21 protein-coding genes, 1 tRNA gene and 1 pseudogene are annotated in these 21,938 nt (G+C 62.7%); 6 read left to right on the top strand and 17 right to left on the bottom strand.

What is annotated here, in order from left to right:
* From ACZ89F_RS01375 to ACZ89F_RS01410, 8 genes are all read right to left on the bottom strand, one after another.
* Positions 1-945 (bottom strand): carbohydrate ABC transporter permease, encoded by a 945-nt coding sequence (locus tag ACZ89F_RS01375; RefSeq protein WP_476090073.1) that lies wholly within the window; start codon positions 943-945, stop codon positions 1-3.
* Positions 942-1,892: a carbohydrate ABC transporter permease gene (locus ACZ89F_RS01380; RefSeq protein ID WP_183448756.1), complete on the bottom strand. Its 951-nt coding sequence runs from the start codon at positions 1,890-1,892 to the stop codon at positions 942-944. Before ACZ89F_RS01380 ends, ACZ89F_RS01375 begins: the two co-directional genes overlap by 4 nt.
* Positions 1,893-2,046: 154 nt before the next feature.
* On the bottom strand, positions 2,047-3,300 hold the full coding sequence (locus tag ACZ89F_RS01385; protein WP_032938068.1) for an ABC transporter substrate-binding protein: 1,254 nt from the start codon (positions 3,298-3,300) through the stop codon (positions 2,047-2,049).
* Between the two features lie 58 nt (positions 3,301-3,358).
* Positions 3,359-4,870 (bottom strand): aldehyde dehydrogenase family protein, encoded by a 1,512-nt coding sequence (locus ACZ89F_RS01390; RefSeq protein WP_476090074.1) that lies wholly within the window; start codon positions 4,868-4,870, stop codon positions 3,359-3,361.
* Positions 4,871-4,879: 9 nt separating this feature from the next.
* The gene (locus ACZ89F_RS01395; RefSeq protein WP_476090075.1) at positions 4,880-5,656 is read right to left on the bottom strand and encodes an enoyl-CoA hydratase/isomerase family protein; all 777 of its coding nucleotides are present in this window, start codon (positions 5,654-5,656) and stop codon (positions 4,880-4,882) included.
* A complete protein-coding gene (locus ACZ89F_RS01400; RefSeq protein ID WP_476090076.1) occupies positions 5,649-7,250 on the bottom strand; it encodes an acyl CoA:acetate/3-ketoacid CoA transferase in 1,602 nt (533 codons plus the stop codon). Before ACZ89F_RS01400 ends, ACZ89F_RS01395 begins: the two co-directional genes overlap by 8 nt.
* Positions 7,247-8,263, bottom strand: a complete 1,017-nt coding sequence (locus ACZ89F_RS01405; protein WP_476090077.1) for a Gfo/Idh/MocA family protein — start codon at positions 8,261-8,263, stop codon at positions 7,247-7,249. The genes ACZ89F_RS01400 and ACZ89F_RS01405 overlap by 4 nt, the downstream gene beginning before the upstream one ends.
* On the bottom strand, positions 8,260-9,318 hold the full coding sequence (locus tag ACZ89F_RS01410; RefSeq protein ID WP_476090078.1) for a LacI family DNA-binding transcriptional regulator: 1,059 nt from the start codon (positions 9,316-9,318) through the stop codon (positions 8,260-8,262). Before ACZ89F_RS01410 ends, ACZ89F_RS01405 begins: the two co-directional genes overlap by 4 nt.
* A 241-nt stretch (positions 9,319-9,559) precedes the next feature.
* Between ACZ89F_RS01410 and ACZ89F_RS01415 the strand changes: the two genes are divergently transcribed.
* Complete coding sequence (locus ACZ89F_RS01415) at positions 9,560-10,714, top strand: dihydrodipicolinate synthase family protein (RefSeq protein ID WP_476090079.1); 1,155 nt, start codon at positions 9,560-9,562, stop codon at positions 10,712-10,714.
* 37 nt (positions 10,715-10,751) lie between these two features.
* Here the strand turns inward: ACZ89F_RS01415 and ACZ89F_RS01420 are convergent, their stop codons facing one another.
* On the bottom strand, positions 10,752-13,115 hold the full coding sequence (locus ACZ89F_RS01420; RefSeq protein WP_476090080.1) for an alginate lyase family protein: 2,364 nt from the start codon (positions 13,113-13,115) through the stop codon (positions 10,752-10,754).
* 326 nt (positions 13,116-13,441) lie between these two features.
* Between ACZ89F_RS01420 and ACZ89F_RS01425 the strand changes: the two genes are divergently transcribed.
* A complete protein-coding gene (locus ACZ89F_RS01425; RefSeq protein ID WP_476090081.1) occupies positions 13,442-13,651 on the top strand; it encodes a hypothetical protein in 210 nt (69 codons plus the stop codon).
* A gap of 154 nt (positions 13,652-13,805) precedes the next feature.
* Here the strand turns inward: ACZ89F_RS01425 and ACZ89F_RS01430 are convergent.
* Together ACZ89F_RS01430 and cpdR are read right to left on the bottom strand one after the other, a co-directional pair.
* Positions 13,806-13,880: transfer RNA gene (locus ACZ89F_RS01430), tRNA-Val, on the bottom strand.
* A 197-nt stretch (positions 13,881-14,077) separates the two neighbouring features.
* Positions 14,078-14,440 (bottom strand): cell cycle two-component system response regulator CpdR, encoded by a 363-nt coding sequence (gene cpdR / locus ACZ89F_RS01435; RefSeq protein WP_006199474.1) that lies wholly within the window; start codon positions 14,438-14,440, stop codon positions 14,078-14,080.
* 162 nt (positions 14,441-14,602) lie between these two features.
* On the opposite strand from cpdR, the gene ACZ89F_RS01440 reads away from it, so the two are divergent.
* Together ACZ89F_RS01440 and hisN are read left to right on the top strand one after the other, a co-directional pair.
* Entirely contained in the window at positions 14,603-15,544 is a 942-nt protein-coding gene (locus ACZ89F_RS01440; RefSeq protein ID WP_476090082.1) for an N-formylglutamate amidohydrolase, read from the top strand.
* 307 nt (positions 15,545-15,851) lie between these two features.
* On the top strand, positions 15,852-16,625 hold the full coding sequence (hisN, locus tag ACZ89F_RS01445) for a histidinol-phosphatase (RefSeq protein ID WP_476090083.1): 774 nt from the start codon (positions 15,852-15,854) through the stop codon (positions 16,623-16,625).
* Positions 16,626-16,683: 58 nt separating this feature from the next.
* Here the strand turns inward: hisN and ACZ89F_RS01450 are convergent, their stop codons facing one another.
* From ACZ89F_RS01450 to ACZ89F_RS01460, 3 genes are all read right to left on the bottom strand, one after another.
* Complete coding sequence (locus ACZ89F_RS01450) at positions 16,684-17,517, bottom strand: helix-turn-helix domain-containing protein (protein ID WP_476090084.1); 834 nt, start codon at positions 17,515-17,517, stop codon at positions 16,684-16,686.
* 108 nt (positions 17,518-17,625) lie between these two features.
* Entirely contained in the window at positions 17,626-17,880 is a 255-nt protein-coding gene (locus tag ACZ89F_RS01455) for a DUF1127 domain-containing protein (protein ID WP_476090085.1), read from the bottom strand.
* A 3-nt stretch (positions 17,881-17,883) separates the two neighbouring features.
* The gene (locus ACZ89F_RS01460; protein WP_167392101.1) at positions 17,884-18,039 is read right to left on the bottom strand and encodes a hypothetical protein; all 156 of its coding nucleotides are present in this window, start codon (positions 18,037-18,039) and stop codon (positions 17,884-17,886) included.
* 177 nt (positions 18,040-18,216) lie between these two features.
* Here ACZ89F_RS01460 and ACZ89F_RS01465 point away from each other — a divergent pair, with 177 nt between their 5' ends.
* Positions 18,217-18,729, top strand: a complete 513-nt coding sequence (locus ACZ89F_RS01465; RefSeq protein WP_476090086.1) for a DUF1579 domain-containing protein — start codon at positions 18,217-18,219, stop codon at positions 18,727-18,729.
* Between the two features lie 18 nt (positions 18,730-18,747).
* Here ACZ89F_RS01465 and ACZ89F_RS01470 read toward each other — a convergent pair whose 3' ends face one another.
* Positions 18,748-19,092: a serine aminopeptidase domain-containing protein gene (locus ACZ89F_RS01470; RefSeq protein ID WP_476097191.1), complete on the bottom strand. Its 345-nt coding sequence runs from the start codon at positions 19,090-19,092 to the stop codon at positions 18,748-18,750.
* Positions 18,992-19,726, bottom strand: a pseudogene (locus ACZ89F_RS01475) (alpha/beta hydrolase); the annotation flags it as partial. The pseudogene ACZ89F_RS01475 and the gene ACZ89F_RS01470, both read right to left, overlap by 101 nt.
* A 476-nt stretch (positions 19,727-20,202) precedes the next feature.
* Between ACZ89F_RS01475 and ACZ89F_RS01480 the strand changes: the two are divergent.
* Positions 20,203-20,670: an Hsp20 family protein gene (locus ACZ89F_RS01480; RefSeq protein ID WP_013529716.1), complete on the top strand. Its 468-nt coding sequence runs from the start codon at positions 20,203-20,205 to the stop codon at positions 20,668-20,670.
* Between the two features lie 78 nt (positions 20,671-20,748).
* Here the strand turns inward: ACZ89F_RS01480 and ACZ89F_RS01485 are convergent, their stop codons facing one another.
* On the bottom strand, positions 20,749-21,801 hold the full coding sequence (locus tag ACZ89F_RS01485) for a threonine aldolase family protein (protein ID WP_476090087.1): 1,053 nt from the start codon (positions 21,799-21,801) through the stop codon (positions 20,749-20,751).
* Between the last annotated feature and the right edge of the window lie 137 nt (positions 21,802-21,938).

The following is a 21,938-nucleotide window of genomic DNA, read 5'->3' on the forward strand; positions in this document are numbered from 1 at the left end:
TTATCCTTTGACGGCGCCAGCCATGAGACCGCGCACGAAATAGCGGCCGGCGAGCACATAGACGAGAAGGGTGGGCAGTGCCGCGATCATCGCGGCGGCCATGTTGACGTTGTATTCGACGACGCCGGTCGAGGTGTTGACGACGTTGTTGAGCGCCACCGTCATCGGCATCGCGTCGCCGGTGCCGGCGTAGGCAGAGGCGAACAGGAAGTCGTTCCAGATGTTGGTGAACTGGTAGATCACGGTGACGACGAAGATCGGCATCGAATTCGGCAGCATGATGCGACGGAAGATCTGGAAGAAGGAGGCGCCATCGACCTGGGCCGCCTTGACCAGTTCGGTCGGGAACGCCTCGTAGTAATTGCGGAAGAACAGCGTGGTGAAGCCGATGCCGTAGACGACGTGGACGAAGACGAGGTTGACCGTCGGGTTGCCGAGGCCGAAGCTCGTTCCGACCGAGTTCTGCAGCGTGACGCCGAAGCGGCCGAGGCTGCCGAGGATCGTTGCCATCGGCAGCAGCACCGACTGGAACGGAATGAAGCAGGCAAACAGCATCAGCCCGAACACCAGCGTCGCCCCGCGAAAACGCCATTTGGTCAGCACGTAGCCGTTCAGCGCCCCGAGCATCGTCGAGATCAGCACGGCTGGAACCACCATCTTGATGGAGTTCCAGAAATAGCCCTTGATACCGGCGCAGGTGAGGCCAACGCAGGTCTCGCCCCAGGCCTTGAGCCACGGGTCGAAGGTCGGCGCCTTGGGCAATGCCAGCATGTTGCCGTTCTGGATCTCGTCCATGGTCTTGAACGAGGTCACCAGCATGACGAACAGCGGCATCAGGTAGAACAGCGCAAACAGCGCCAGCAGCCCGTAGATGACGATGCGGTTGATGATCTTGACGTTGACGCCGCCGGAGGCCTGGCTGGCGGGAGTGGTGACAGCGCTCATCGTGGCTTCTCCCGCAGTTCCGAATAGAGATAGGGCACGATGATGGCGACGATGGTCATCAGCATGATCACCGCGCTTGCCGAGCCGACGGCCATCTCGTTGCGCTTGAACGTGTACTCATACATGAAGTTGGAGGGCAGCCAGGCCGAGCCGCCCGGCCCGCCGCTGGTCAGCGCCACCACCAGATCGTAGGACTTGATGGCGAGGTGCGCGAGCACGATGAAGGCCGACAGGAAGATCGGCCGCAGCAGCGGGATGACGATGCGGCGATAGAGCTGGAAGGTGGTGGCGCCATCGATCTGCGCCGCCTTCATGATCTCGCCGTCGATGCCGCGCAGACCGGCCAGGAACATCGCCATGATGAAGCCGGAGGCCTGCCAGACGCCGGCGATGACCACCGTATAGATGACGAAATCCTTGTTCTTGATCCAGTCGAAATGGAAGCTCGTCCAGCCCCATTGATGCAAGGTCTGCTCAAGGCCGAGGCCGGGGTCGAGGAACCATTTCCAGGCGACGCCGGTGACGATGAAGGACAGCGCCATCGGGTAGAGATAGATCGGCCGCAACACGCCTTCGCCGCGGATCTTCTGGTCGAGCAGGATGGCCAGGAACAGGCCGAGCGCCAGGCAAATGGCGATGTAGAGAAAGCCGAAAATGCCCATATTGACGATCGACGTGTACCAGCTCGACGGCGGGTCGGAATCGAAAGTCCAGCCCCATAGTCGTTGATAGGCGCGCGGTCCGGTGATGACATAGGAAGGGAAGGTCTTGGAATTGGTGAAGGACAGATAGACCGTCCACAGGATGAAGCCGTAGACGAAGACAATGGTGATGGCGAAGCTTGGCGCCAGCACGATCTTCGGCAGTGCGTCCTGCAAGCGCGAGCGCACCGAGGCGCGGTGTCGCTCCGGCGTCAGCTTGATCTGTGTTGTCGCTACACTGCTCATGAGGCTCCTCCCGTTTCGGGTCGTCCGTGCTCTGCCGTCAGGCGGCAGGGCGACCCAGTGCATACGGGTCTTTGGTCGGCATGGTGTTCAAGCCGGCCAATCCTGAGGTGAAACCTTCCCCGCCGAAGCGGGGAAGGTGTTTTAGGCGTGGCGCTTACTTGGCGTCGTCGATCGCCTTGACCAGCTCGGTCACGGCCTCGTCCGAGGTCTTGATCTGACCATGGACGAACTTGGAGACGACATCCTTGTAGGCATTGGCGACCGCCGGAGGCGCGCCATAACCCTGAGCCAGCGAGCCGAACAGCGTGCCGCCGTCATTGGCTGCCTTCAGGTCGGCGATGCCCTTCTTGCCGCAAGCGTCGAAGTCGGTGTCCGGAACGTCGGTACGAGCCGGAACCGAACCCTTGACGACGTTGAAGGCCGACTGGAAGCTCTTCGACAGGGTGGCGGTGGCCAATGCGATCTGGGCGGCCTTGCGGTCATCCGGAACATTGAACATGCCAAACATGTCGGAGTTGTAGATCACCGAGCCGTCGGTGCCCGGGAAGCGATAGCACAGGAAGTCCGTGCCCGGGGTCTTCTTGGCGGCGTGGAACTCACCCTTGGCCCAGTCGCCCATGACCTGCACAAGGGCGTCGCCCTTGATGACCATGGCGGTGGCAAGGTTCCAGTCACGGCCCGAGAAATTCGGGTCGACATAGGTGACGAGCTTGGCCAGGTTGTCGAACGACTTCTTCATCGTGTCGGACTTGAGCGAAGCGTCGTCGAGGTCGTTGAAGGCCTTCTTGTAGAACTCAGGTCCGCCGGTCGACAGCACCACCGAGTCGAACATGGTGGCTTCCTGCCAGTTCTGGCCGCCGAGAGCGAGCGGGATCACGCCTGCCGCCTTTGCCTTGTCGAGCAGGGCAACGAAGTCGTCGAAGGTCTTCGGCTCGGTGCCGCCGATCTTGTCCATGACGGCCTTGTTGATCCACAGCCAGTTGACCGAGTGGACGTTGACCGGAGCCGCGACCCACTTGCCTTCATAGACCGAGAACTTCTGCAGGGCCGCCGGAACGGACTTGTCCCAGCCTTCCTTCTTCGCCGTTTCGGTCAGGTCGCCCATGACGCCGGCGGCCGCATAGTCGAGCACGGTGTAGCCGAGCATCTGCGAGGCGGTCGGATAGTTGCCAGCGGCAACCATCGCCTTCAGCGCGGTCATGGCAGCGTCGCCGCCGCCGCCGGCCACCGGCACGTCCTTCCAGGCGTAGCCTTCCTTGGCCAGATCACCCTTGAGGACGTTAAGAGCAGCCGCTTCGCCGCCCGAGGTCCACCAATGCAGCATCTGGACTTCCTTGACGTCCTCGGCATGAGCCGCGAAAGCCAGACCCGATGCGAGAGCCGTTCCGATAAGCAGTTTGCGCAACATGTACTTCCTCCCTTGTTGCATTACACGACCGGTGGAAGCCCACCGGGTTCTTCTCAACTCAGCCGACCCACCACCCGGTGCGTTGGCCGCGATGAAACTGTATTGTCTTTTCCTCGGTATAATCCTCGACGGCACGCTTGCCGAGTTCGCGTCCGAGACCGGACTGCTTGTAGCCTCCGAAAGGCAGCTCGGGATAACCTTCCATGAATGTGTTCACCCAGACGGTCCCCGAACGCACCCCACGCGCCACCGACATGCAAGTGTCGATGCTGGCGCTCCACACGCCTGCCGACAAACCATAGGGCGTGTTGTTGGCGATGTGCAACGCCTTTTCAATCGATTCAAAAGTCAGCACCGAGAGCACCGGGCCGAATACTTCCTCGCGCGCTATGGCCATGTCCTCGGTGACGCCGCGGATGATGGTGGGATCGAGGTATTGGCCGGCATTGGAGGCCAGTTGCTTGCCGCCGCTGTAGACGCTGCTGCCGTCGGTCGCGGCTGACGCAACGTAATCTGCAACCTTGGCCAAGTGGTCGGATGAGATCATCGCGCCAACCTTGGTTTGGTCATCGAGCGGATCGCCGACCGTCACCCTGGCGGTGAGCGCCTTGACGACGCTCAGAAAATCATCGGCGATCGCCTCATGCACGATCAGACGGCTGCCGGCATTGCAGCATTCGCCGGCATTGAAGAAGCCGCCGAATACCGCCGCGTCGGCGGCCGCTTCGAGGTCGGCGTCGGGGAAGACGATCTGGCCGTTCTTGCCGCCGAGCTCCATCGAGACTTTCTTCAGCGATTGCGCGGCCGCGGCCATCGTCATCTTGCCGACCCGGGTGGAGCCGGTGAACGACACCATCTCGACCAGGGGATGGCTGACCATCGGCGCACCGACGTCGGCGCCCAGGCCAGCGAGGATGTTGACGACGCCGGCGGGCAGGCCGGCCTGCATCAAGATGTCGCCGAGCACGAAGGTCGAGGCCGAGGTCATTTCACTCGGCTTGACGACGGCCGTGCAGCCGGCGGCGAGCGCGAAGGGCAGTTTCTGGCTGACGATCAGGAACGGGAAATTCCACGGCGTGATGATCGAGACGACACCGATCGGCTCGCGCAGCACGACGCCCAGCATGGTGTCGCCGAGATTGGCGTAGGATTCGCCGTGCAGCGTGCGGGCCAGCGCGGCGGCATAGCGCCAGATGTCTACGGCGCCGCCGATCTCGCCGCGCGCCTGGGCGATCGGCTTGCCCGATTCCAGCGCGTCGAGCCGGGCGATGTCTTCCAGACGAGCCTCGATCAGGTCGGCCGCCTTGAGCAGGATCGCGGCACGTTCGGCGGCCTTCATGCGCGGCCATGGACCCGTTTCGAAAGCTTTGTGAGCGGCCTGCATTGCCGCTTCCACTTCGGCCTCGCCGGCCTGCGCATAGTGCGAAACAGTGAAGCCGTGGCCGGGGCTTTGGCGCGCAAGCGTGCGGCCGTCACGGGCATCGACATGCTTGCCATCGATAAGCAGCCGGTACGCCTTTGGCGCTGCTGAAGCCTCGACGGGCATGGCGATCTTGAGGGGTGCGTTCATGTGTTTCCTCTAGGATCTCAAAAAGACCGGCTTCTGCTTGGTCTTGAAGGCGCCGACGCCGGCCTGGAGGTCGCCGGTCATGGCGATGAAGCCGCTGGCCAGCGCTTCGGTGGCGGCGGCACTTTCCTCGCCTTCGGCGACCGCGATCATCAATTTGGCGGCTTCCGTTGCCAGCGGTCCGCGCTCGGCGATCTTTTCGGCCCAGGCTTTGGCCTCGGCGAGTCCCTTGCCGGTCTCGACCGCGCGGTCGATAATGCCCAAGGCCAGCGCTTCAGGGGCGAGAAAGATCTCGCCGCCCAGCGCCATGCGCCGCACCGTCTGCGCGCCGAAGCGGCGCACGGCGCGCTGCGTGCCGGACCAGCCCGGAACGACGCCGATCGAGGTTTCGGGGAAGCCTAATTTCACCTGTGTCTCCGCCACGCGGAAATCACAAGCCACAGCCAGTTCCAGGCCGCCGCCCAATGCATGACCGGACAGAACGGCGATGGTCGGTTGCTTGAGCCGCGCCAGCCGGTCGAAGACGCGGTGACCGTAGCGCACCCATTGCACCTGGAAATCGGCGGCACTCATCTGTGCCCACGCCTCGACATCGCCGCCGGCGCAAAAGCCCTTGCCTTCGCCGCGCAGCAGCACGACGCGAACGGCGTCCGCCATCTCGGCCGCGTCGAGTGCTGTCTCCAGCGCCCGCAGCATCGGTATGTCGAGCGCGTTGAATTTCTCCGGCCGGCGCAGCGTGACGATGCCGATGGCGCCATCCTGCTCGAAGGTGACGAGAGGCTCAGCCATGCGCGCCTCCGAGCGAAGCGCCGCCATTCAGCGACAGACCTATCGGTTGATCGCGATAAAGCGCCTCTGGCGTTGTCTTGAGATCCTTGGCAACGCCAAGCGGTATTTCGGCCTGCGCCAGCACGTCGCGCTGCAGATCGATGCCGGGTGCGAGTTCTGTGACGACCAGGCCCTCCGGTGTCAGCTCCATCACGCAGCGCTCGGTGACATAGGTGATGTCCTGTCCCTGCGCGACCGCACGCTTGCCCGAAAACGAGATGTGCTCGACCTCCGCGACCACCTTCTTGACCTTGCCCTCCTGGTCGATGCGGATGCCGCCATCGGCCAATGAGAGTTTTGCCCCGGCGTTGAAGAAGCCGGAGAAGACGATCTTCTTTGCCCGCGCGGTGATGTCGACAAAGCCGCCGGCGCCAGCGGTGACATGCGGGCGCGCCGAAAGTTTCGAGACGTTGACCGAGCCGTGGCGGTCGATCTGCAGGAAGGACAACAGCGAGGCGTCGAAACCGCCGGCCTGGAAATAGATGAACTGGTGCGGCGAGGGCATGAAGGCGTCGGCATTCGACGAGCAGCCGAACTTGAAGTCGAGCAGCGGCACGCCGCCGACCGCGCCCTGTTCGATCACCCAGGTGACCTTGCCGTGCTGGCCTTCCTCGAGAAGGATGCGCGGCACATTGGCGGAAATGCCGAAGCCGATGTTGACGGCCATGCCGTCGCGCAACTCCATGGCGACGCGGCGCGCGATCACCTTCTGGACGTTCATCTCAGCGTTGCGGAAGCTCGACAGCGGCCGGAAGATTTCTCCGGAGATCGCCGGATCATAAGGTGTCAGCGTCGTCTGCAACTGGTCGGGCGCGACGACGATGTGGTCGACCAGGACGCCGGGCACCCGTACATCATGCGGTTTCAGCGTGCCGTTTTCGACGACACGCTTGACCTGCGCGATGACGACGCCGCCATTGTTGCGTGCGGCGAGCGCCTGCTCCAGCCCGCCGAGATAGGCGCCCTCATGCTCATAGGTGAGGTTGCCGCGCTCGTCAGCCGACGTGGCGCGGATGATCGACACCTGCGGGACGATGGAGCGGAAATAGAGCCATTCCTCGCCGTCGAACTGCTGCACCGAAACGATCGGCTCGCTGGCTGCGGCGTTCATGGCGCAGCCCTGGTGGCGCGGGTCGGCGAAGGTGTCGAGACCGACCTTGGTCAGCACGCCCGGCCGCTTGGCGGCGGCCTCGCGATGCATATCGAACAGGATGCCGGACGGCACGTTGTAGGCGGCGACCGAATTGTCGCCGATCATCTTCCAGATCTGCGGTGGTTCGGAAGAGGAGGGGCCGGATGGATAGGAGCCGCACAAAGTGCGCTTAAGCAGGCCGGGCTTGGCCAGATGGTCAATGCCCTTGATGCCATACATGTCGCCGGCGGCGATCGGGTGCAGCGTGGTGATGTTCTTCGGATGGCCTTCTGTGTCGAAGCGTTCGCCGATCGCGGCCAGCACGGCGTCGGGGCAGCCGAGGCCGCTCGACGACGACACGGATACGACCATGCCGTCCTTGATCAGGCCCGCTGCCTGCGCTGCCGAAACGACCTTGCTCAATTCATGCTCCCGAGTTTCGGGTCGATCTTGACGACCTTGCCGGAGCTGGCCGATTGAAGCGCTGCCTCGGCTGATGCCAGCGACCAGATGCCGTCGTCTCCGGTGGCGGCAGGGTGGCCCTCGCCGCCGATCGCGGCATGGAACTGGTTTACAGATCTTGTGTAGAGATCATCGCGGTCGAAGCTCAGTTGCTCCTCGCCCTTGGCAGTGCGCAACAACACCGAACCGTCCGGCTTCTGGGTCATCACATTGCTGGCGATCAGCGAGCCTTCCGAACCGTGCACCTCGAAGCCGGTGCCAGCGAATTTCGTGGTGAAGCCTTCATGCGACTGGGCGATGACACCCGATTTGAAGCGCCAGATGCACATGGCGCCATCCTCCAGGCCGCTGCCGGCCATACCGGCCGACTGGGTGAAGGCAGACACCTCGACCGGGTCGTCGCCGAGCACGAAGCGCAGCGTGTCGGCGTCATGCACGGTGATGTCGAGCACCACGCCGCCGCCGGCCTCGGGCTTTGCGATGCGCCAGCCCTGCAGATTCTCCGGCAGATAGACGGAATGGAAGACGCGCGCGGCGATCGGCTTGCCGATGCGGCCGGCGGCGATCGCCTCGCGCATGGCACGATGCGCGCCGGCGTTGCGCAGATGATGGTTGGTGCCGAGCACGATGCCGGCTGCCCTGGCGGCGGCAACCATCTTTCGGGCGTCGGCGCTGGTCAGCGCCAGCGGCTTTTCGCACAGCACGTGCTTTCCCGCCTTAATGGCAGCGAGCGCCTGCTCGAGGTGCAATTCGTTGGTGGTCGAGATGTAGACGGCGTCGATGTCGGCGCCGAGCAGGGCATCGAGCGTCGAGACGGCAAACGGAATGTGGTTTTCCCCGGCATAGGCGGTGGCGCGCTCCGGGCTGGAACTCATCACCGCGGTGATCTCGCCATCGCCTTGGGCGCGGATGGCGCTGATCATGAATTGTCTGGCGATCGTGCTGGCGCCGATCAACCCCCATCTGACGCTCATGCCGCATCCCCCGAACCTGCGGGTTTGTTTCGGGTGCGGCGATCCGGGCCGCAGCTTTCCCTGACAACGAGATTGACCGCGCCGATATGGTCCTCGGCCCGCGTGGTACGCGACTGGATCATTTTCAGCATGACATGCGCGGCGCGTTCGCCGAGACCCGCCGAGTCCACCGCGACGCTGGTCAGAGCCGGCATGTAATGCTCGGCCTCGACCACATCGTCGAAGCCGACGACGGCGAAATCGGCTCCCGGCTCAAGCCCACGCTTGCGCAGCGCCAGCATGGCGCCAAAGGCGACCGCGTCATTGAAGCACAGGGCAGCGGTCGGCGGTTCAGCCATTGCGAGAGCGGTTTCCAGGCACGCAATGCCGCCTTTGCGGCTGGTCTCGCCCTCGACGATCAGGATGTCGCGGGCGGCGATGCCAAGCGTCTCGCAGGCCTCACGAAAGCCACCCAGCCGTTCGTGATAGACCACGAGGTCGGACGAGCCGCCGAAGAAGGCCAGCCGGCGATGCCCCTTGCCGATGAGATGGGCGGCGGCAAGATAGGCGCCGCGATGATTGTCGGGCGCGATCACCGGGATGCGGCTTTCCGGCAGCCGGCGCATGGCGAAGACGACCGGCACGCCCGCCGTCTCGATCCGCCGGAAGGCGCCCGGCGTCGTGCCGCGTGCCGGCGACACTATGAGGCCGGCGACGCCTTGCTCCATCAGCGATTTCAGCACTTCTTCCTGGCGCACCGGATTTTCCGCCGTGTTGGCGATGAACGGCACGATGCCGGCCGACTGGAAGACGCGTTCCATGCCGACCGCCAGTTCCGCGAAAAAAGGATTGGTGAGATCGTTGATGACCATGCCGATGACGTTGGAGTGAGCCTTGCGCAGATTGGCGGCGCCGCGGTTGTAGACGTAACCGACATCCTCGATCGCCTTGCGAACCTTGCTTGTTGTCTCAGGCCGGATCAGCCCGCTGCCCTGGAGCACGAGCGATACCGTCGATTTGGACACGCCTGCTTCACGGGCGATGTCGAATATCGTCGCCTTGGCTCGGCTGGCCATCCAGATGCATCCTCCCAGCTTCATGATCAAAATCTATTGGAACGTTCTAATCATCGGTTCGATCCAGAGTCAATCAGGATTTTTTCTTGGCTTGGAAGATCGATTGTACGTACTCAAATGGCATGGTCTGCAAGGTTTTTCGTGTTGCGATGCAGCATTTGCCTGTGAATGAGCCCTGAATCTTAAAGGTTCTTGATTTATTGGAACGTTCCATTTATAGGCGCGGCAAAGGGAGAGATTGATGGACATTTCCTTGCCTAGTGAGGATGGCCGCAGCGCCAGCTACGCGCTTGCCGGTCAGCCGGTGTGGCCGGTGATCGGCGCGCGGTTTTCGCGCATCGCCTATGCCGCCGCGCACGTCGTTGCCGATCCGCTTGCGATGACCGATCCATGGTCCAGGCCGGTGGTCGACTGGGACAGGACAATGGCGTTCCGGCACCATCTGTGGCGGCTCGGCTTCCGCATCGCCGAGGCGATGGACACCTCCCAGCGCGGCATGGGTTTCGACTGGGCAAATGCACAGGAATTGATCCGCCGCTCGATCGCGGAAGCGCGCACCGTCGACGGCGCCGACCTCGCTTCGGGCGCCGGGACAGACCATCTGGCGCCGAGCGCCGCCAAGACGGTCGACGACGTCGTCAAGGCCTATGAAGAGCAGTTCGCTTTCATCGAAGGGCTCGGCGGCAAGGCGATCATGATGGCCAGCCGGGCGTTGGCAGCGGTGGCCAAAGGTCCGGACGACTATATCAGCGTCTACGACCGCATCCTGTCCCAGGCGTCCGGCAAGGTCGTCCTGCATTGGCTGGGCGACATGTTCGATCCGACGCTCAAGGGTTATTGGGGCAGCAGCGACTTCGAGGCCGCGCTCGACACAGTGGTTGCCATCATCGAACGCCACGCAACCAAGGTCGAAGGCATAAAGATCTCGCTGCTCGATGCCGGCAAGGAGGTTGCGCTCAGGAACCGGCTGCCGGACGGCGTCGTCATGTTCACCGGCGACGACTTCAACTATCCCGAACTGATCGCCGGCGACGAGAAAAGGCATTCGCATGCGCTGCTTGGCATTTTCGACGCCATTGCGCCGGTCGCCAACGCAGCACTGGCGAAACTGGCGGAGGGGGACCGCGCCGGCTATGACGCCTTGATGGCGCCGACCGTGCCGCTATCACGAAAAATCTTCGAGGCGCCGACCGAATATTACAAGGCCGGCATCGTCTTCATGGCCTGGCTGAACGGCCACCAGGACCATTTTGCGATGGTCGGCGGCATGCAGTCGGCGCGCGGCATCCGTCACTACGCCGATGTGTTCCGCCTTGCCGACCAGGCCGGATTGCTGGCCGATCCGGAACTGGCGGTTGCCAGGATGAAGAGTCTTTGCGCCGTGGCGGGCGTTTGAGCTGGGAGGGACCCTCTCGCGGATCTGACGTCCCGGCCTAACGCTTTCGCCACAGCCAAAAAGGCGCGATCGCCTCATCTGGATGAAAAATGGGCTTGGTCGACCTTCCCAGGTCGGCAGGTGGCATCCCCGTGGGATCATGGTCCGCCAGGTCTAGAAGCAGCGGCCCAAGCCGATCCGGATCGATGGTTTCGGTCGACATGGTGTGTGGCTTGTTCTCGTGGGCAACAAGCCAGCGCAGCGCCTGAACCAGCCCCAGTCCCTCGGCGGTCCGGTGCTGCCAGAGATTGTCGCCGACCGAAGACAGGACGCGGGCCAGCGAGGTCCAGCCTTGCAGGGTAAACATGGCGTAGTGCCTGGGCCGGGTGCGCGACAGTTCCCTGGGCAATGAACCGTCGGCCGCGATCTGGGCCGCGAATCTCTCCCGAGCATAAAGGCTGACCTTGGCCAGCGTGGCGCTGTCGCCAAGAAAAGTGGCGATCGATGTCCGCTGCAAATCGTAAAACGTCCCTTGGTTGCTGCTGCTACAGAAGGCGGTCGCGGCTGCCGGCGCGGTGTCCAGCCATTCGCAGTAGGAAGCGAGCCAGGCTCTGAACGCTTCGCGATCCTCGTCGCCCAGCACTCCTGTTCGCTCGATCAGGCGCACGGCATCCAGGAAGAAATAGAAATCCTTCAGTTCGATGATACCGTAGCCGGAACCTTCATTGTTGTCGTGGCCCGACCGCACCTGCGCATAACGCAAATGCGGATTCATTCTTGTCGTGGGATCGACAAACCATGCGCGGATCAGCCTCGCGGCGTGGGCGGCATAGTGATGTCCACCAAGCACGGTTGCGGCCAGCGCAAGCACGGTTGTGTCGTCGAAGACGCGCTGCAAGCGCGTACGATCGTAGGCCTCGCTTCCTGCTTCATACAATGCCGTGCCGGGCACGTGTTCGCCATCGCGTTGAACATAGGGCAGGCCATCGGGTCTGTCGGGGTCGGGCCACCAATAGGGCGCTGGATGAAAATAGTCCTGGGGATCCCCACTGGGGGCGAGGCCGGTCTTGTCGAGCACGCTGAAAGGGCCGCGGGCGAGCGCCTGGCCGGCCGCGACTTCGAGATGCCGCAGGATGGCCGCATCCTTCACCGCGTGGGCAACTCCCAGGGCGTCTTCGTCATAAAAAGTCAGGCGGGAAGCATCAAGCCGAGCGGCGATCGCCCTGGCGTCGCATTGATCGACCATGTCGACGATCGCCTGGTCGCGGCTGGCCAGGCGCGCGACGAAGCCGGCCTTGCCAATCTCCAGATGCGAGCGCCCTGAATCCAGACGCGCCACCCAGCCCGCTTTCTGGAACAGCCCAGCATCCGCTGCCCGGGTCGGGCGTGGAAAATCCCAGGCGTCGTCGCGGTAGCGATCCCAGGAGCCGGGAACTCCCAACCTCCACAGCATCTCGATTTTCGGGCGCCTTCCGTAGCCATAATTTTCGTCGAACAGATGCGTGGTGTCGGCGCGAAATATAATCTGCGGCTCTTCCTCGGCCGGCGGCTGGAACCCCTGGTCCAGCAGAAGCGCGTTGTCGACAATGCGCGCCATGGGCACCACAGCGTATGGAAGGTGCGGGCTTTTCTCGATCGCGGACCGTATCCGCTGGAACGCGGACCCTGTCAGGTAGCAGTTCCCGTCCCAGGGCATCAGCCATTTTGCCTTGCCGCGGGCAATCGCCAGCGCGGCGTTGCGAGCTCCATTGTTGTTCATCACATAAAGGTTCTTGCTGCGGCGAATGTACGTTTCGTAACGCCCGGACTGTGCTCCGCTCGCCCGGCCTTTCTCCGAGAATCTGAGGTCGCCGGCAGCAAGCCGATCGACGTCCCAGGATATCTTCCGGTACGCATCGAGCTCGAAGGGGATTGTGTGAAAATTCTGGAGGCGGCTTTCGAGCAGGCCGATGATCCGGGCTTCCTCGTCGGTGTCGACTATCCGGTTGACGATCCAGAATTTTTCGCATCCCTCGAAGGCCGGTTCGTTTTCCAGGATGAACAGCACGTTGTCGTATGACTGGCCTTTGCGGTGTCGCGGTTCCAGATCGTTGCCGATGATCCGGACGAGCATGAAGGTGTCGGCAATCCGCGAGATCGCCGACGCCGCGTAAGTTTCGCGGGCCGCCTCGATCCGCTTGCCGAGGCCGCGTCGGTATTCAGCGTTCTGCTTTGCCGAAATGAGCGCGCTGCTCAATGTCGACCACGGTGATTGCAGTTGGGTGCGCACACGTTTCAGTTCGCGATGGATCTTCGGCCAGGGCGACAGCTTTGCCTTTCCAGGCCGTGAACTCATGGCAGCATGTCGGGAGCCCAGGTCCCGACCGCCGCCTCGGGGACGCGCGCAATTTCGCCAACCATTCCGATTCCAGTGCGGAACCATTTCTGATCGTGAGGTGACCGAGCCCTGCGTTGTCCAACGCGATCAATCATGGAAAATTCTCTCGCATGCGACGTTGCGAATGTCCTGCTTACGGTTTCACGGCATCGGTGATGGCAGGTTGCCAGGCAACGCCGACAAGACAATGCGATAAATCACATCCGAAAACCACATAGCATGGCCAATGCCGCGGCATCGGCGATGTGCCTTATGGCGAAGGCAAGCTCGCAAAAGATTTTCCCGGTGGTCGCAGTTTTCTTTTGAACCAATTTCTCCCGAGGCGCGACCAAGCGGTGTGTCCAAATACGGTCCATCAAGGAGAACGTCTCATGTTTACTGTTTCAAGAAACGTCCTTTTGGCCGCCATCGCCGTTTCGGTGCTGGCCGGCTGCAAGACAACCGCTCCCAGGGAATGCGACAGGCTGAAGCCTGGCGTCACCTACAACGGCAAATGCTGCGGCATCGGCGAGCCTTGTCGCGAAGGCAAGGGCGGCACGCCGGACAGGCCGGGAAATACGCCTGATCCAGAGCCGCAATGATCTGATCGACCATGGCCCGTTCCGGTCAGCGCCGGGACGGGCGCGTTGCGCTCGAAAACTCGCCAATGTCCAGATCCCTTTGGGAGCGAACGAGGTTGCCCAGCTCTGGCGAGCCGGCCAGGATGTCGATCTAAGTCTGATTGTATGGATTGGATGGTGGGCGTGACAGGGATTGAACCTGTGACCCCTGCAATGTCAATGCAGTGCTCTCCCGCTGAGCTACACGCCCATCCGAAGCCGCGCATACACCATTTTTGATCCAGCGCGTCAATAGCAGGAAAAAGGAAAGAAGGCGTCGTCTCGCCGCAGCGGCGAACGGGCGCCGATGCCTAAAGCGCGCCGCGCTTCAGGTCTTTGTTTTTAGGCATGTCGTTCTCCCAAAACCGGGACCACTTTTGGGCGACATGCGTTGGCTCGGAAAGCGGCTCAGGCCGCCTGAAGCATCTTCTCGACCTCGTTGACGAGGTCGCGCAGGTGGAACGGCTTCGACAGCACCTTGGCGTCTTTCGGCGCCTTGGAATCCGGGTTCAGCGCAACGGCGGCGAAACCGGTGATGAACATGACCTTCAGATCAGGATCGATCTCGGTGGCGCGCCGCGCCAGTTCGATGCCGTCCATCTCCGGCATGACGATGTCGGTCAACAGCAGCGAGAACGGCTCCTCGCGCAGCCGTTCATAGGCGCTGGCGCCATTGTCGAAATCGCTGACCTGGTAACCGGCGCGCTCCAGCGCCTTGACGAGGAACCGACGCATATCGTCGTCGTCTTCCGCCAGAAGAATGCGTGCCATGATATCCCGTCCGAATCACCCGCCCGAGATTGCCGTTGGGCAAGCCCGTTAACCATCCTGTATATGAGGAGGTGAGGGTAAACATCAAGTGAACGACGACGGCGATGATCCATATTTGCCCGGCGGCGTGGCCGCTGAAATGCTGGACACGCGGCCAGCAAGGTGGCACTTTCACATCATGATGCACTGGTGTTTTCGGGTTCGCTCAAATTGAAGACGGCAGCCGAGGATTTTTCGGTCTTTCCACCCTTCGAAATCCGGTCGGGCGCCGAGCAGCGCGTCCCCTTCCTCTTCAACTCACCGCATAGCGGCCGCTATTATCCGGAGCGGTTCCTTGCCATGGCAAGGCTGGACCGCAACGCCATCCGCCGGTCTGAGGACTGTTATGTGGATGAACTGTTCGGCGGCGCTGTGGCGCTCGGCGCGCCGCTGCTGGCGGCAAATTTCCCCAGGGCCTATCTCGACGTCAACCGCGAGCCGTGGGAACTCGATCCGCGCATGTTCGCCGAGCCGGTGCCGTCCTTCTGCAACATCCGCTCGGCGCGGGTGGCGGGCGGGCTTGGCACGGTGCCGAAGCTGGTGGGCGAGGGGCTCGACATCTATTCCGGCCGCCTGCCGCTGGCCGAAGCGGTCGCCCGCATCGAGGCCGTCTACAAGCCCTATCACGAGACATTGAAGCGGCTTTTGACCAGGACCCATGCGCGGTTCGGCTTTGCCGTGCTGATCGACTGTCATTCGATGCCGGCAAGCATCCGTGTCGGCGACAGCGGCCTGCGGCCCGACTTCATCATCGGTGACCGTTTCGGCATCTCGGCCACCGCGGCCCTGACCGAGACCGCGATCGGCCTGCTCACCGCCATGGGCTATACGGTCGCCCATAACAAACCCTATGCCGGCGGCTTCATCACCGAACACTATGGCCGCCCGGCGCGCCATCTGCATGCGCTGCAGATCGAGGTCAATCGCGGGCTCTACATGAACGAGCGGACATTCGAGAAGGCCGCCGGCTTCGACGCGCTGGCCGACGATCTGACGCGATTTTCAGCCGACCTGATGTCGATGCCCGACCATCATTTCGTTGATCTGCCGCTGGCAGCGGAGTGAGCTCGGAATCGCGGCGTAAAAAAAGACCGCATCGTTTGCACGATACGGTCGAAGTCTAGGGAGGAAACGCCCAAGGAGGGCATGGACAGGAGAACCTGTCCGAGGTCGAGGGTATTGTGCGCTGCACAAATGTCAAGCGACCTTCAGGCTTTTTTAATTCACTCTGATGTGGAAATTGCGTTTCGACGGTGTATGTGTGACATCTAGGCAACAGATACCGTCGCGGATAAATCGATAAACCCCCTTGTTTTGGCACGGAATTGGCGGCAAAGCCCGGCTCGGGCGTGCTGCAATGCGGGAGAATCAGTTGGATATCAGCATCGATTTCATGCGTCGCATCGCGCGGGCGGCGGCGGCGGAGACCTTGCCGCGCTTTCGCAGCCAGGGTGCTGTCGCCAACAAGGAAAAGGGCAGTTTCGACCCGGTCACCGAGGCCGATCGCGAGGCCGAGCGCGCCATCCGTGCGCTGATATCGGCTGAGTATCCCGAGCATGGTATTTTGGGCGAGGAGCATGGCAGTGAGAACATTTCGAGCCGGCATGTCTGGGTGATCGACCCGATCGACGGCACGCGCGCCTTCATCTCCGGCCTGCCGGTATGGGGGACGCTGGTTGGGCTGACAGTCGATGGCGACGCCGTTGCCGGCATGATGGCGCAGCCCTTCACCGGTGAGCTGTTCTACGCCAACGCCTCGGGTTCCCACTATGAAGGGCCGGGCGGGCCACGCAAGCTTTCGACGCGCAAGACGACCAGTCTCGCTGAAGCGACGCTGTTCACCACCACGCCGGCGCTGTACAAGGGCGCGGCGCGCGAGCGTTACGACCAGTTTGAGAAGCAGGTCCAGCTCGCCCGTTACGGCGCCGATTGTTATGCCTTCGCCATGATCGCCTCAGGAAGCGTCGACATCGTCGCCGATCCCGGATTGAAGCCCTATGACATCGTGGCGCTGATCCCGATCATCGAGAAGGCCGGTGGTGTCGTCACCACATTCGATGGCGGGCCGGCGGAGAAGGGCGGCGACGTGCTCGCCGCAGCAACGCCGGAGCTTCACGCAGCCGCCATGGCTGCCTTGCGCGGCTGATATCTCAGCGCTTTGTCTGACCAATTCGGATGAAATCCGCTCACTTTCCAGAAATGCGTCAGCGCGACCTTATCGAGCGCTGGAATTCCGCTGGCGTGCGGCCGTAAACCTGTCTGAAGGCGGAACTGAAATGGCTGTGGCTGGAGAAGCCCAGGTCCATGCCCAGCGTGGTTAGATTGTCGTAGCTGCCCAGCAGGTCGAGCGCACGCGCCAGCCGCAGCCGCAGATGGTAGCGATAGAGCGGCATGGCCTCTACCTGCTGGAACATCTGCGTCAGATAGACCGGCGAGACACCGACCTCGATGGCGATTTCAGCCAGCGTCCAGCGTCGTGACAGATCCGAGGACAGCACAAGCTTGGCGCGGTCGACCAGCTTCTGGCGCCCAGCGCTGGCGTCGGCGACATGCGAGGTCCGCTCGCCAAGAGCGCGCCGCACCAGCGTCAGCGCCAGGGTTTCGGCCTCGAGTGTTTCGGCGATTTTGCGGCTCAGGCCGTGGCGCAGCAAAGCCACCAAAGCCTGCGCCCGCGGGTCGATGCGCCGGCGCTGACGGCGAAAGGCTGGAGCGGCGGCGCCGGTGCGCAACTGTTCCTTCGGCGTAAGTTCAAGCAGCTGAGCCTCCTCGACGACGAGATCGAGACAGGAATCGCCGCCCTCGACGGGATGGCTGATTTGATAGGCTTCCGCCTCGTTGAAGAACAGCAGTTGATTGGCCTCGGCGACTGCGTCGTTGCGGCCAACATGGCGCACGAAGACGCCGCGATAGGGAAACACCAAATGCGTGGCCGACGTGCACTCTTCTTCGCTCCGGTGCCGGCATTCGCCGCTGCAGACGACATCCCGCACCCTGACGGTGCCGGTGTCCAGAAGCGGTTGCACGGTGAATTGCGACATAGCCGTTGCGCTCTTTCCCTTGCGCCAGAACATGGTTCCGGCATTGCAGGGCATTCTACGCAATCGGTGCGTCCATTCCTGTCAGGAGACTTCCTGACAGGCCGCTTCTCAATCCCACAACCGGCGGATGGATTCGGAATAGGCTTCGCCGCGCGACAGACCGATGTCCTTGAGCTGGTCGTCGGTCATTTCGAGCAGAGCGCGGCGGCTTCGACGCCTTTCCATCTGGCGGCCGATCCAGCCGACGGCCGCAGCGAAGTGTGCACCCAGGGACTGCCGCATGGTCGCGGTGCGGATTGTCGGCGCCCGTGCCGGGGCAGGGCCGGCCAGGTATTGCGCCGCTGCTGTATGGTCGGGGCGCATCGCTCAGTCCTCCCTGGTGCCGGCGGCCGAGGCACCGGCTTCGTTCAGCGCTTGCGCGCATTCCTCGCAGCAGACTTCGACGGTCTTGCCGCCGACCTTGACGCGGATCGGGTTGGCGTCCAGCTGGCAATCGCAGGCGGCGCAGGTTTTCTCGGTCATGATCTCATCTCCATGGCGTTCAGTTCGACGCCGGCAGATGAGCAGTTGGGAGCGATGCAGGCTGTCAGAATCTTTAGCATTTTGCATGTCGCGGGCGCTGGCCGGCTCACGCAACTGACAACAGGGTGTCAGTAGGCACCGGCTATGGAAGGCTCATTGCCAGAGGGAGGACCAGACATGCCGAAGCACTCAACAGCCAGCCGCGCCCATGACATTCCCGCGGACGGCCGCAGCGATTTCGATTTCTTCTTCGGCACTTGGGATGTCAGCCATCAAAGGCTGCAAAAGCGCCTCGTGGGCGACACCAATTGGGACGCATTCGGCGGCACGTGCGAGGTGCGCCCGGTACTCGGCGGCCTTGGCAATGTCGACGACAATGTCATCGAACTGCCTGATGGCGCCTATCGTGCCGCCACGGTGCGGACCTTCGATCCGGCGACACGGCAATGGTCGATCTGGTGGATCGATGGCCGCACCCCCCTGACCATCGACGTGCCGGTGCGCGGCGCGTTCACCGACGGCGTCGGCACGTTTCTGTGTGAGGACGTCTTCGACGGTCGGCCGATCCAGGTTCGTTTCCTCTGGTCGGAGATCGAGCAAAACACGGCACGCTGGGAGCAGGCCTTTTCGCAGGATGGCGGCACCACCTGGGAGACCAACTGGATCATGGAGTTTGCCCGAAAGGCATGAACCGGCGATCGGCGCCTATCAGGCAGTCGGGTCGTCGCTGCCGGGAATGAAGGCGTCGAAGGCGGCGAGCAATTGCTCGCGGTAGATGTCGGCTTCCTGCAGGATTTCGTGGCGCGAGCCGTCGATCATCAGCAGCGAACCAAGCCGCAGACGCCTGGCGTAGGCTTCCACGGCCTTGGTCGAGACGACCTGGTCGGCGCCGGCGGCGATGATCAGCAGCGGGACCTGGATCCGAGCCATGAAGTCGGGGTCGCTGACGGCTTCGGAGGCTTTCGCGGCTGCCCGCAGCCAGCGGATCGTGGGACCACCAAGCGCCAGCTGCGGATACTCTTCGTAGATCCGCGTGTTGCGCCGATAGCGCACCGGGTCGCTCGTCAGCTTGTTGGTCTCGAAGGGGGCCGTCACTCTCGGCCGCGGGACCCCAGGCGGCATAGAGCCGGCCGAGGCCGACAGCGCAGAACAACGAACAGACGCGGCGAACCGTCGATATCGAGACAGGCAGATCTGGCAGCGTCAGGAATGGCGCGATCAGCACCATGCGCCGCACGCGGTTCACCATCGACGGCGCGGCAAGCAGGGTAATCAACGCGCCTGCCGAATGCGCCAGGATGTAGTATGGGCCGCGGCAATCGGGCAGCACGATCTCTTCGAAGAATTGTTCGAGGTCCGCGGTGTAGTCGCGGAAGCTCCTGACATAGCCGCGCTGGCGATCGCGGATCAGACGGTCGGAATCGCCCTGGCCGCGCCAGTCGAGGGTGGCGACGCCAAAGCCGCGATCGGCAAGGTTGCGGATGGTTTCGAAATATTTCTCGATGCACTCGTTGCGGCCGGACAGCAGCACCACGGTGCCCTTCATCGGGCGGGCGACCGCGCCGAACAGGCCGTAGCGGATCTTCTTGCCGTCGCGCGTTGTGAAGAAGCCGCCGGTGGCGTTTTCCGGTCGCGGATTGCCCTCAATTTCGTGAAAAAGGGGGATGTCGTGGAAAAGATCCGTCATTCGGCGCTTCGTGCTCGGCGTCTGCGTGCCTGCCCGTGCTGGCCGGCTCCGCTAAGGTGATAGACGCCCATGCGCCAAAAGCAAAGGAATTCCCGGCGACGGAGGCTGCAACGGGGAAGGCCGGAAGCCGCTTGAAAGCGTGCTTCCGGCCTCTGTCGATCCGGGAGGAAGGGACGTTAACACCCGGTCGGCTTCGTTGCGGCGCCTGTTGTGCGATCGGCGCCGCCAGTCCTTGATCCTGGATGCACTTTAGCGCCGGCTGTCTGAACGCGCCCCGAAGCGCCGGTTCATCTGCCGTTCATCAAGGGATCGGCTGCACGGTTTTTGCCGCCACATGAAATCTTGAAATGCTTTCGAGCGCTCCCCAAATGTCTCATGCGGTCGCCAATGTCGGGGCCGCTGGTCCAGCCGAAACGCCGCTCAAGGGTTTCGCACCGGCCATACGCAAACCATGTTGCTCAACAGGAGAACACCTCATGCGTCACGTTGATTTTTCCCCGCTTTATCGCTCGACCGTCGGCTTTGACCGTCTTTTCACCATGCTGGATTCGCTTGCGCAGCCGGATGGCGCGCAGACCTATCCGCCCTACAACATCGAGCGCACCGGCGAGGATTCCTACCGCATCTCGATGGCGGTTGCCGGCTTCTCGGACGAGGAAATCTCGATCGAAGCCCATCGCAACGTGCTGACCGTGAAAGGTGAGCGCAAGGACGAGGGCACCGGCGAAGGGTCCGAACTGCTCTATCGCGGCATTGCCTCGAGGGCTTTTGAACGTCGCTTCCAGCTTGCCGACCACGTCGAAGTCGTCGGTGCTTCGCTGAAGAACGGCCTGCTCTTCGTCGACCTCAAGCGCAACATCCCCGAGGAGCTGAAGCCGCGCAAGATCGCCATTACGGCGTCTTCGGCCAAGGCCAAGCAGATCGAGGCCAAGACCGCGGCATAAAGTACCTAAAGTACAAGTCTCCTCCCGAGACGGAAGCGGCGCCGAAAGGCGCCGCTTTTTTGTTGCCGGGGATATTGCCTATCCACCGATCAGCTGGCCAAAGCGGTCGACATCTTCGGCCGTCGTCGCAAAGCTGGTGACGAAGCGATAGAGCAACTCGTCCTCGCCGATATGGCCGTCGAAACCATGCGGCTTGTGCCAGTCGTAGAAGGCGGCGCCGGCTGCTTGCAGCTTTTCGGCTTCGGCCTTCTTGATCACCGCGAACACCTCGTTTGCCTGCGGCAGCCAGGCCAGCTTGGCCGTGGCCGAATCCTCGATCGCTGCCGCGAGGCGCGCGGCCATGGCGTTGGCGTGGCGGGCGGTGTCCAGCCACAATCCGTCCTTGAAATAGGCCTCGAACTGCGCCGCGATGAAGCGCGATTTCGAAAACAGCTGGGCGGCGCGCTTGCGCAGGAAGGCCAATTCCCTGGCTCGATCAAGATCGAACAGCACGATCGCTTCGGCGCACCAGCAGCCGTTCTTGGTGCCGCCGAAGGAGAGGATATCGACGCCGCGTTTCCAGGTCATTTCTGCCGGCGTCGTCTCGAGCGCGACCAGCGCGTTGGCAAAGCGGGCGCCGTCCATGTGCAGGGGCACCGAATGCTTCTTGGCGATCGCCGAGATCGTCTCGATCTCATCCAGCCCGTAGATTGTGCCGACCTCGGTCGACTGGGTGATCGAAACAGCCATCGGCCGTCCCCAATGGACGATTTCAGGCGCGAAACGGCCGATGGTCCTTTCCAGATTGTGCGGGTCGATCTTGCCCAGCGGGCCATCGATGTCATGCAGGCGCGAGCCGCCGGAAAAATACACCGGCGCGCCGCACTCATCCTCGATGACATGCGATTCGCGGTGGGCGAAGGAAATGCCGCCTGGCTTGTTGTAAGCGGTCAGCGCCAGCGAGTTGGCGGCCGTGCCGGTGGCGACGAAGAAAACCGCGACCTCGCGTTCGAAAATCTCGCTGAAGCGCTTGTAGACCGCCTGGTCGAGCGCACCGTCGCCATAGGCGGTGGAAAAGCCGCCGGCCGCGGCTGACAGGCCGGCAACGATATTGGGATGGGCGCCTGCCCAATTGTCGGAAGCGAAGAACATGCATTCTGCCTATGTCTTGGGAAATCGGGGTTTTGGGGAAATCAGCCTGAAGTTGACCGGTTTCGCGTGCTGATCGCAAGGGGCCAGACGCCGGAAAATCGGTAACGCCAGCCAGCCGGCAAGGAAGAGGCCAGCGA

The sequence above is a fragment of the Mesorhizobium sp. USDA 3734 genome, assembly GCF_056279665.1.

Bases quoted from the DNA above. Each gene is read 5' to 3' on its own strand.
- ACZ89F_RS01375 (WP_476090073.1), bottom strand. From the start codon at position 945: ATGAGCGCTGTCACCACTCCCGCCAGCCAGGCCTCCGGCGGCGTCAAC.
- ACZ89F_RS01380 (WP_183448756.1), bottom strand. From the start codon at position 1,892: ATGAGCAGTGTAGCGACAACACAGATCAAGCTGACGCCGGAGCGACAC.
- ACZ89F_RS01385 (WP_032938068.1), bottom strand. From the start codon at position 3,300: ATGTTGCGCAAACTGCTTATCGGAACGGCTCTCGCATCGGGTCTGGCT.
- ACZ89F_RS01390 (WP_476090074.1), bottom strand. From the start codon at position 4,870: ATGAACGCACCCCTCAAGATCGCCATGCCCGTCGAGGCTTCAGCAGCG.
- ACZ89F_RS01395 (WP_476090075.1), bottom strand. From the start codon at position 5,656: ATGGCTGAGCCTCTCGTCACCTTCGAGCAGGATGGCGCCATCGGCATC.
- ACZ89F_RS01405 (WP_476090077.1), bottom strand. From the start codon at position 8,263: ATGAGCGTCAGATGGGGGTTGATCGGCGCCAGCACGATCGCCAGACAA.
- ACZ89F_RS01410 (WP_476090078.1), bottom strand. From the start codon at position 9,318: ATGGCCAGCCGAGCCAAGGCGACGATATTCGACATCGCCCGTGAAGCA.
- ACZ89F_RS01415 (WP_476090079.1), top strand. From the start codon at position 9,560: ATGGACATTTCCTTGCCTAGTGAGGATGGCCGCAGCGCCAGCTACGCG.
- ACZ89F_RS01420 (WP_476090080.1), bottom strand. From the start codon at position 13,115: ATGGTTCCGCACTGGAATCGGAATGGTTGGCGAAATTGCGCGCGTCCC.
- ACZ89F_RS01425 (WP_476090081.1), top strand. From the start codon at position 13,442: ATGTTTACTGTTTCAAGAAACGTCCTTTTGGCCGCCATCGCCGTTTCG.
- cpdR (WP_006199474.1), bottom strand. From the start codon at position 14,440: ATGGCACGCATTCTTCTGGCGGAAGACGACGACGATATGCGTCGGTTC.
- ACZ89F_RS01450 (WP_476090084.1), bottom strand. From the start codon at position 17,517: ATGTCGCAATTCACCGTGCAACCGCTTCTGGACACCGGCACCGTCAGG.
- ACZ89F_RS01455 (WP_476090085.1), bottom strand. From the start codon at position 17,880: ATGCGCCCCGACCATACAGCAGCGGCGCAATACCTGGCCGGCCCTGCC.
- ACZ89F_RS01460 (WP_167392101.1), bottom strand. From the start codon at position 18,039: ATGACCGAGAAAACCTGCGCCGCCTGCGATTGCCAGCTGGACGCCAAC.
- ACZ89F_RS01465 (WP_476090086.1), top strand. From the start codon at position 18,217: ATGCCGAAGCACTCAACAGCCAGCCGCGCCCATGACATTCCCGCGGAC.
- ACZ89F_RS01480 (WP_013529716.1), top strand. From the start codon at position 20,203: ATGCGTCACGTTGATTTTTCCCCGCTTTATCGCTCGACCGTCGGCTTT.
- ACZ89F_RS01485 (WP_476090087.1), bottom strand. From the start codon at position 21,801: ATGTTCTTCGCTTCCGACAATTGGGCAGGCGCCCATCCCAATATCGTT.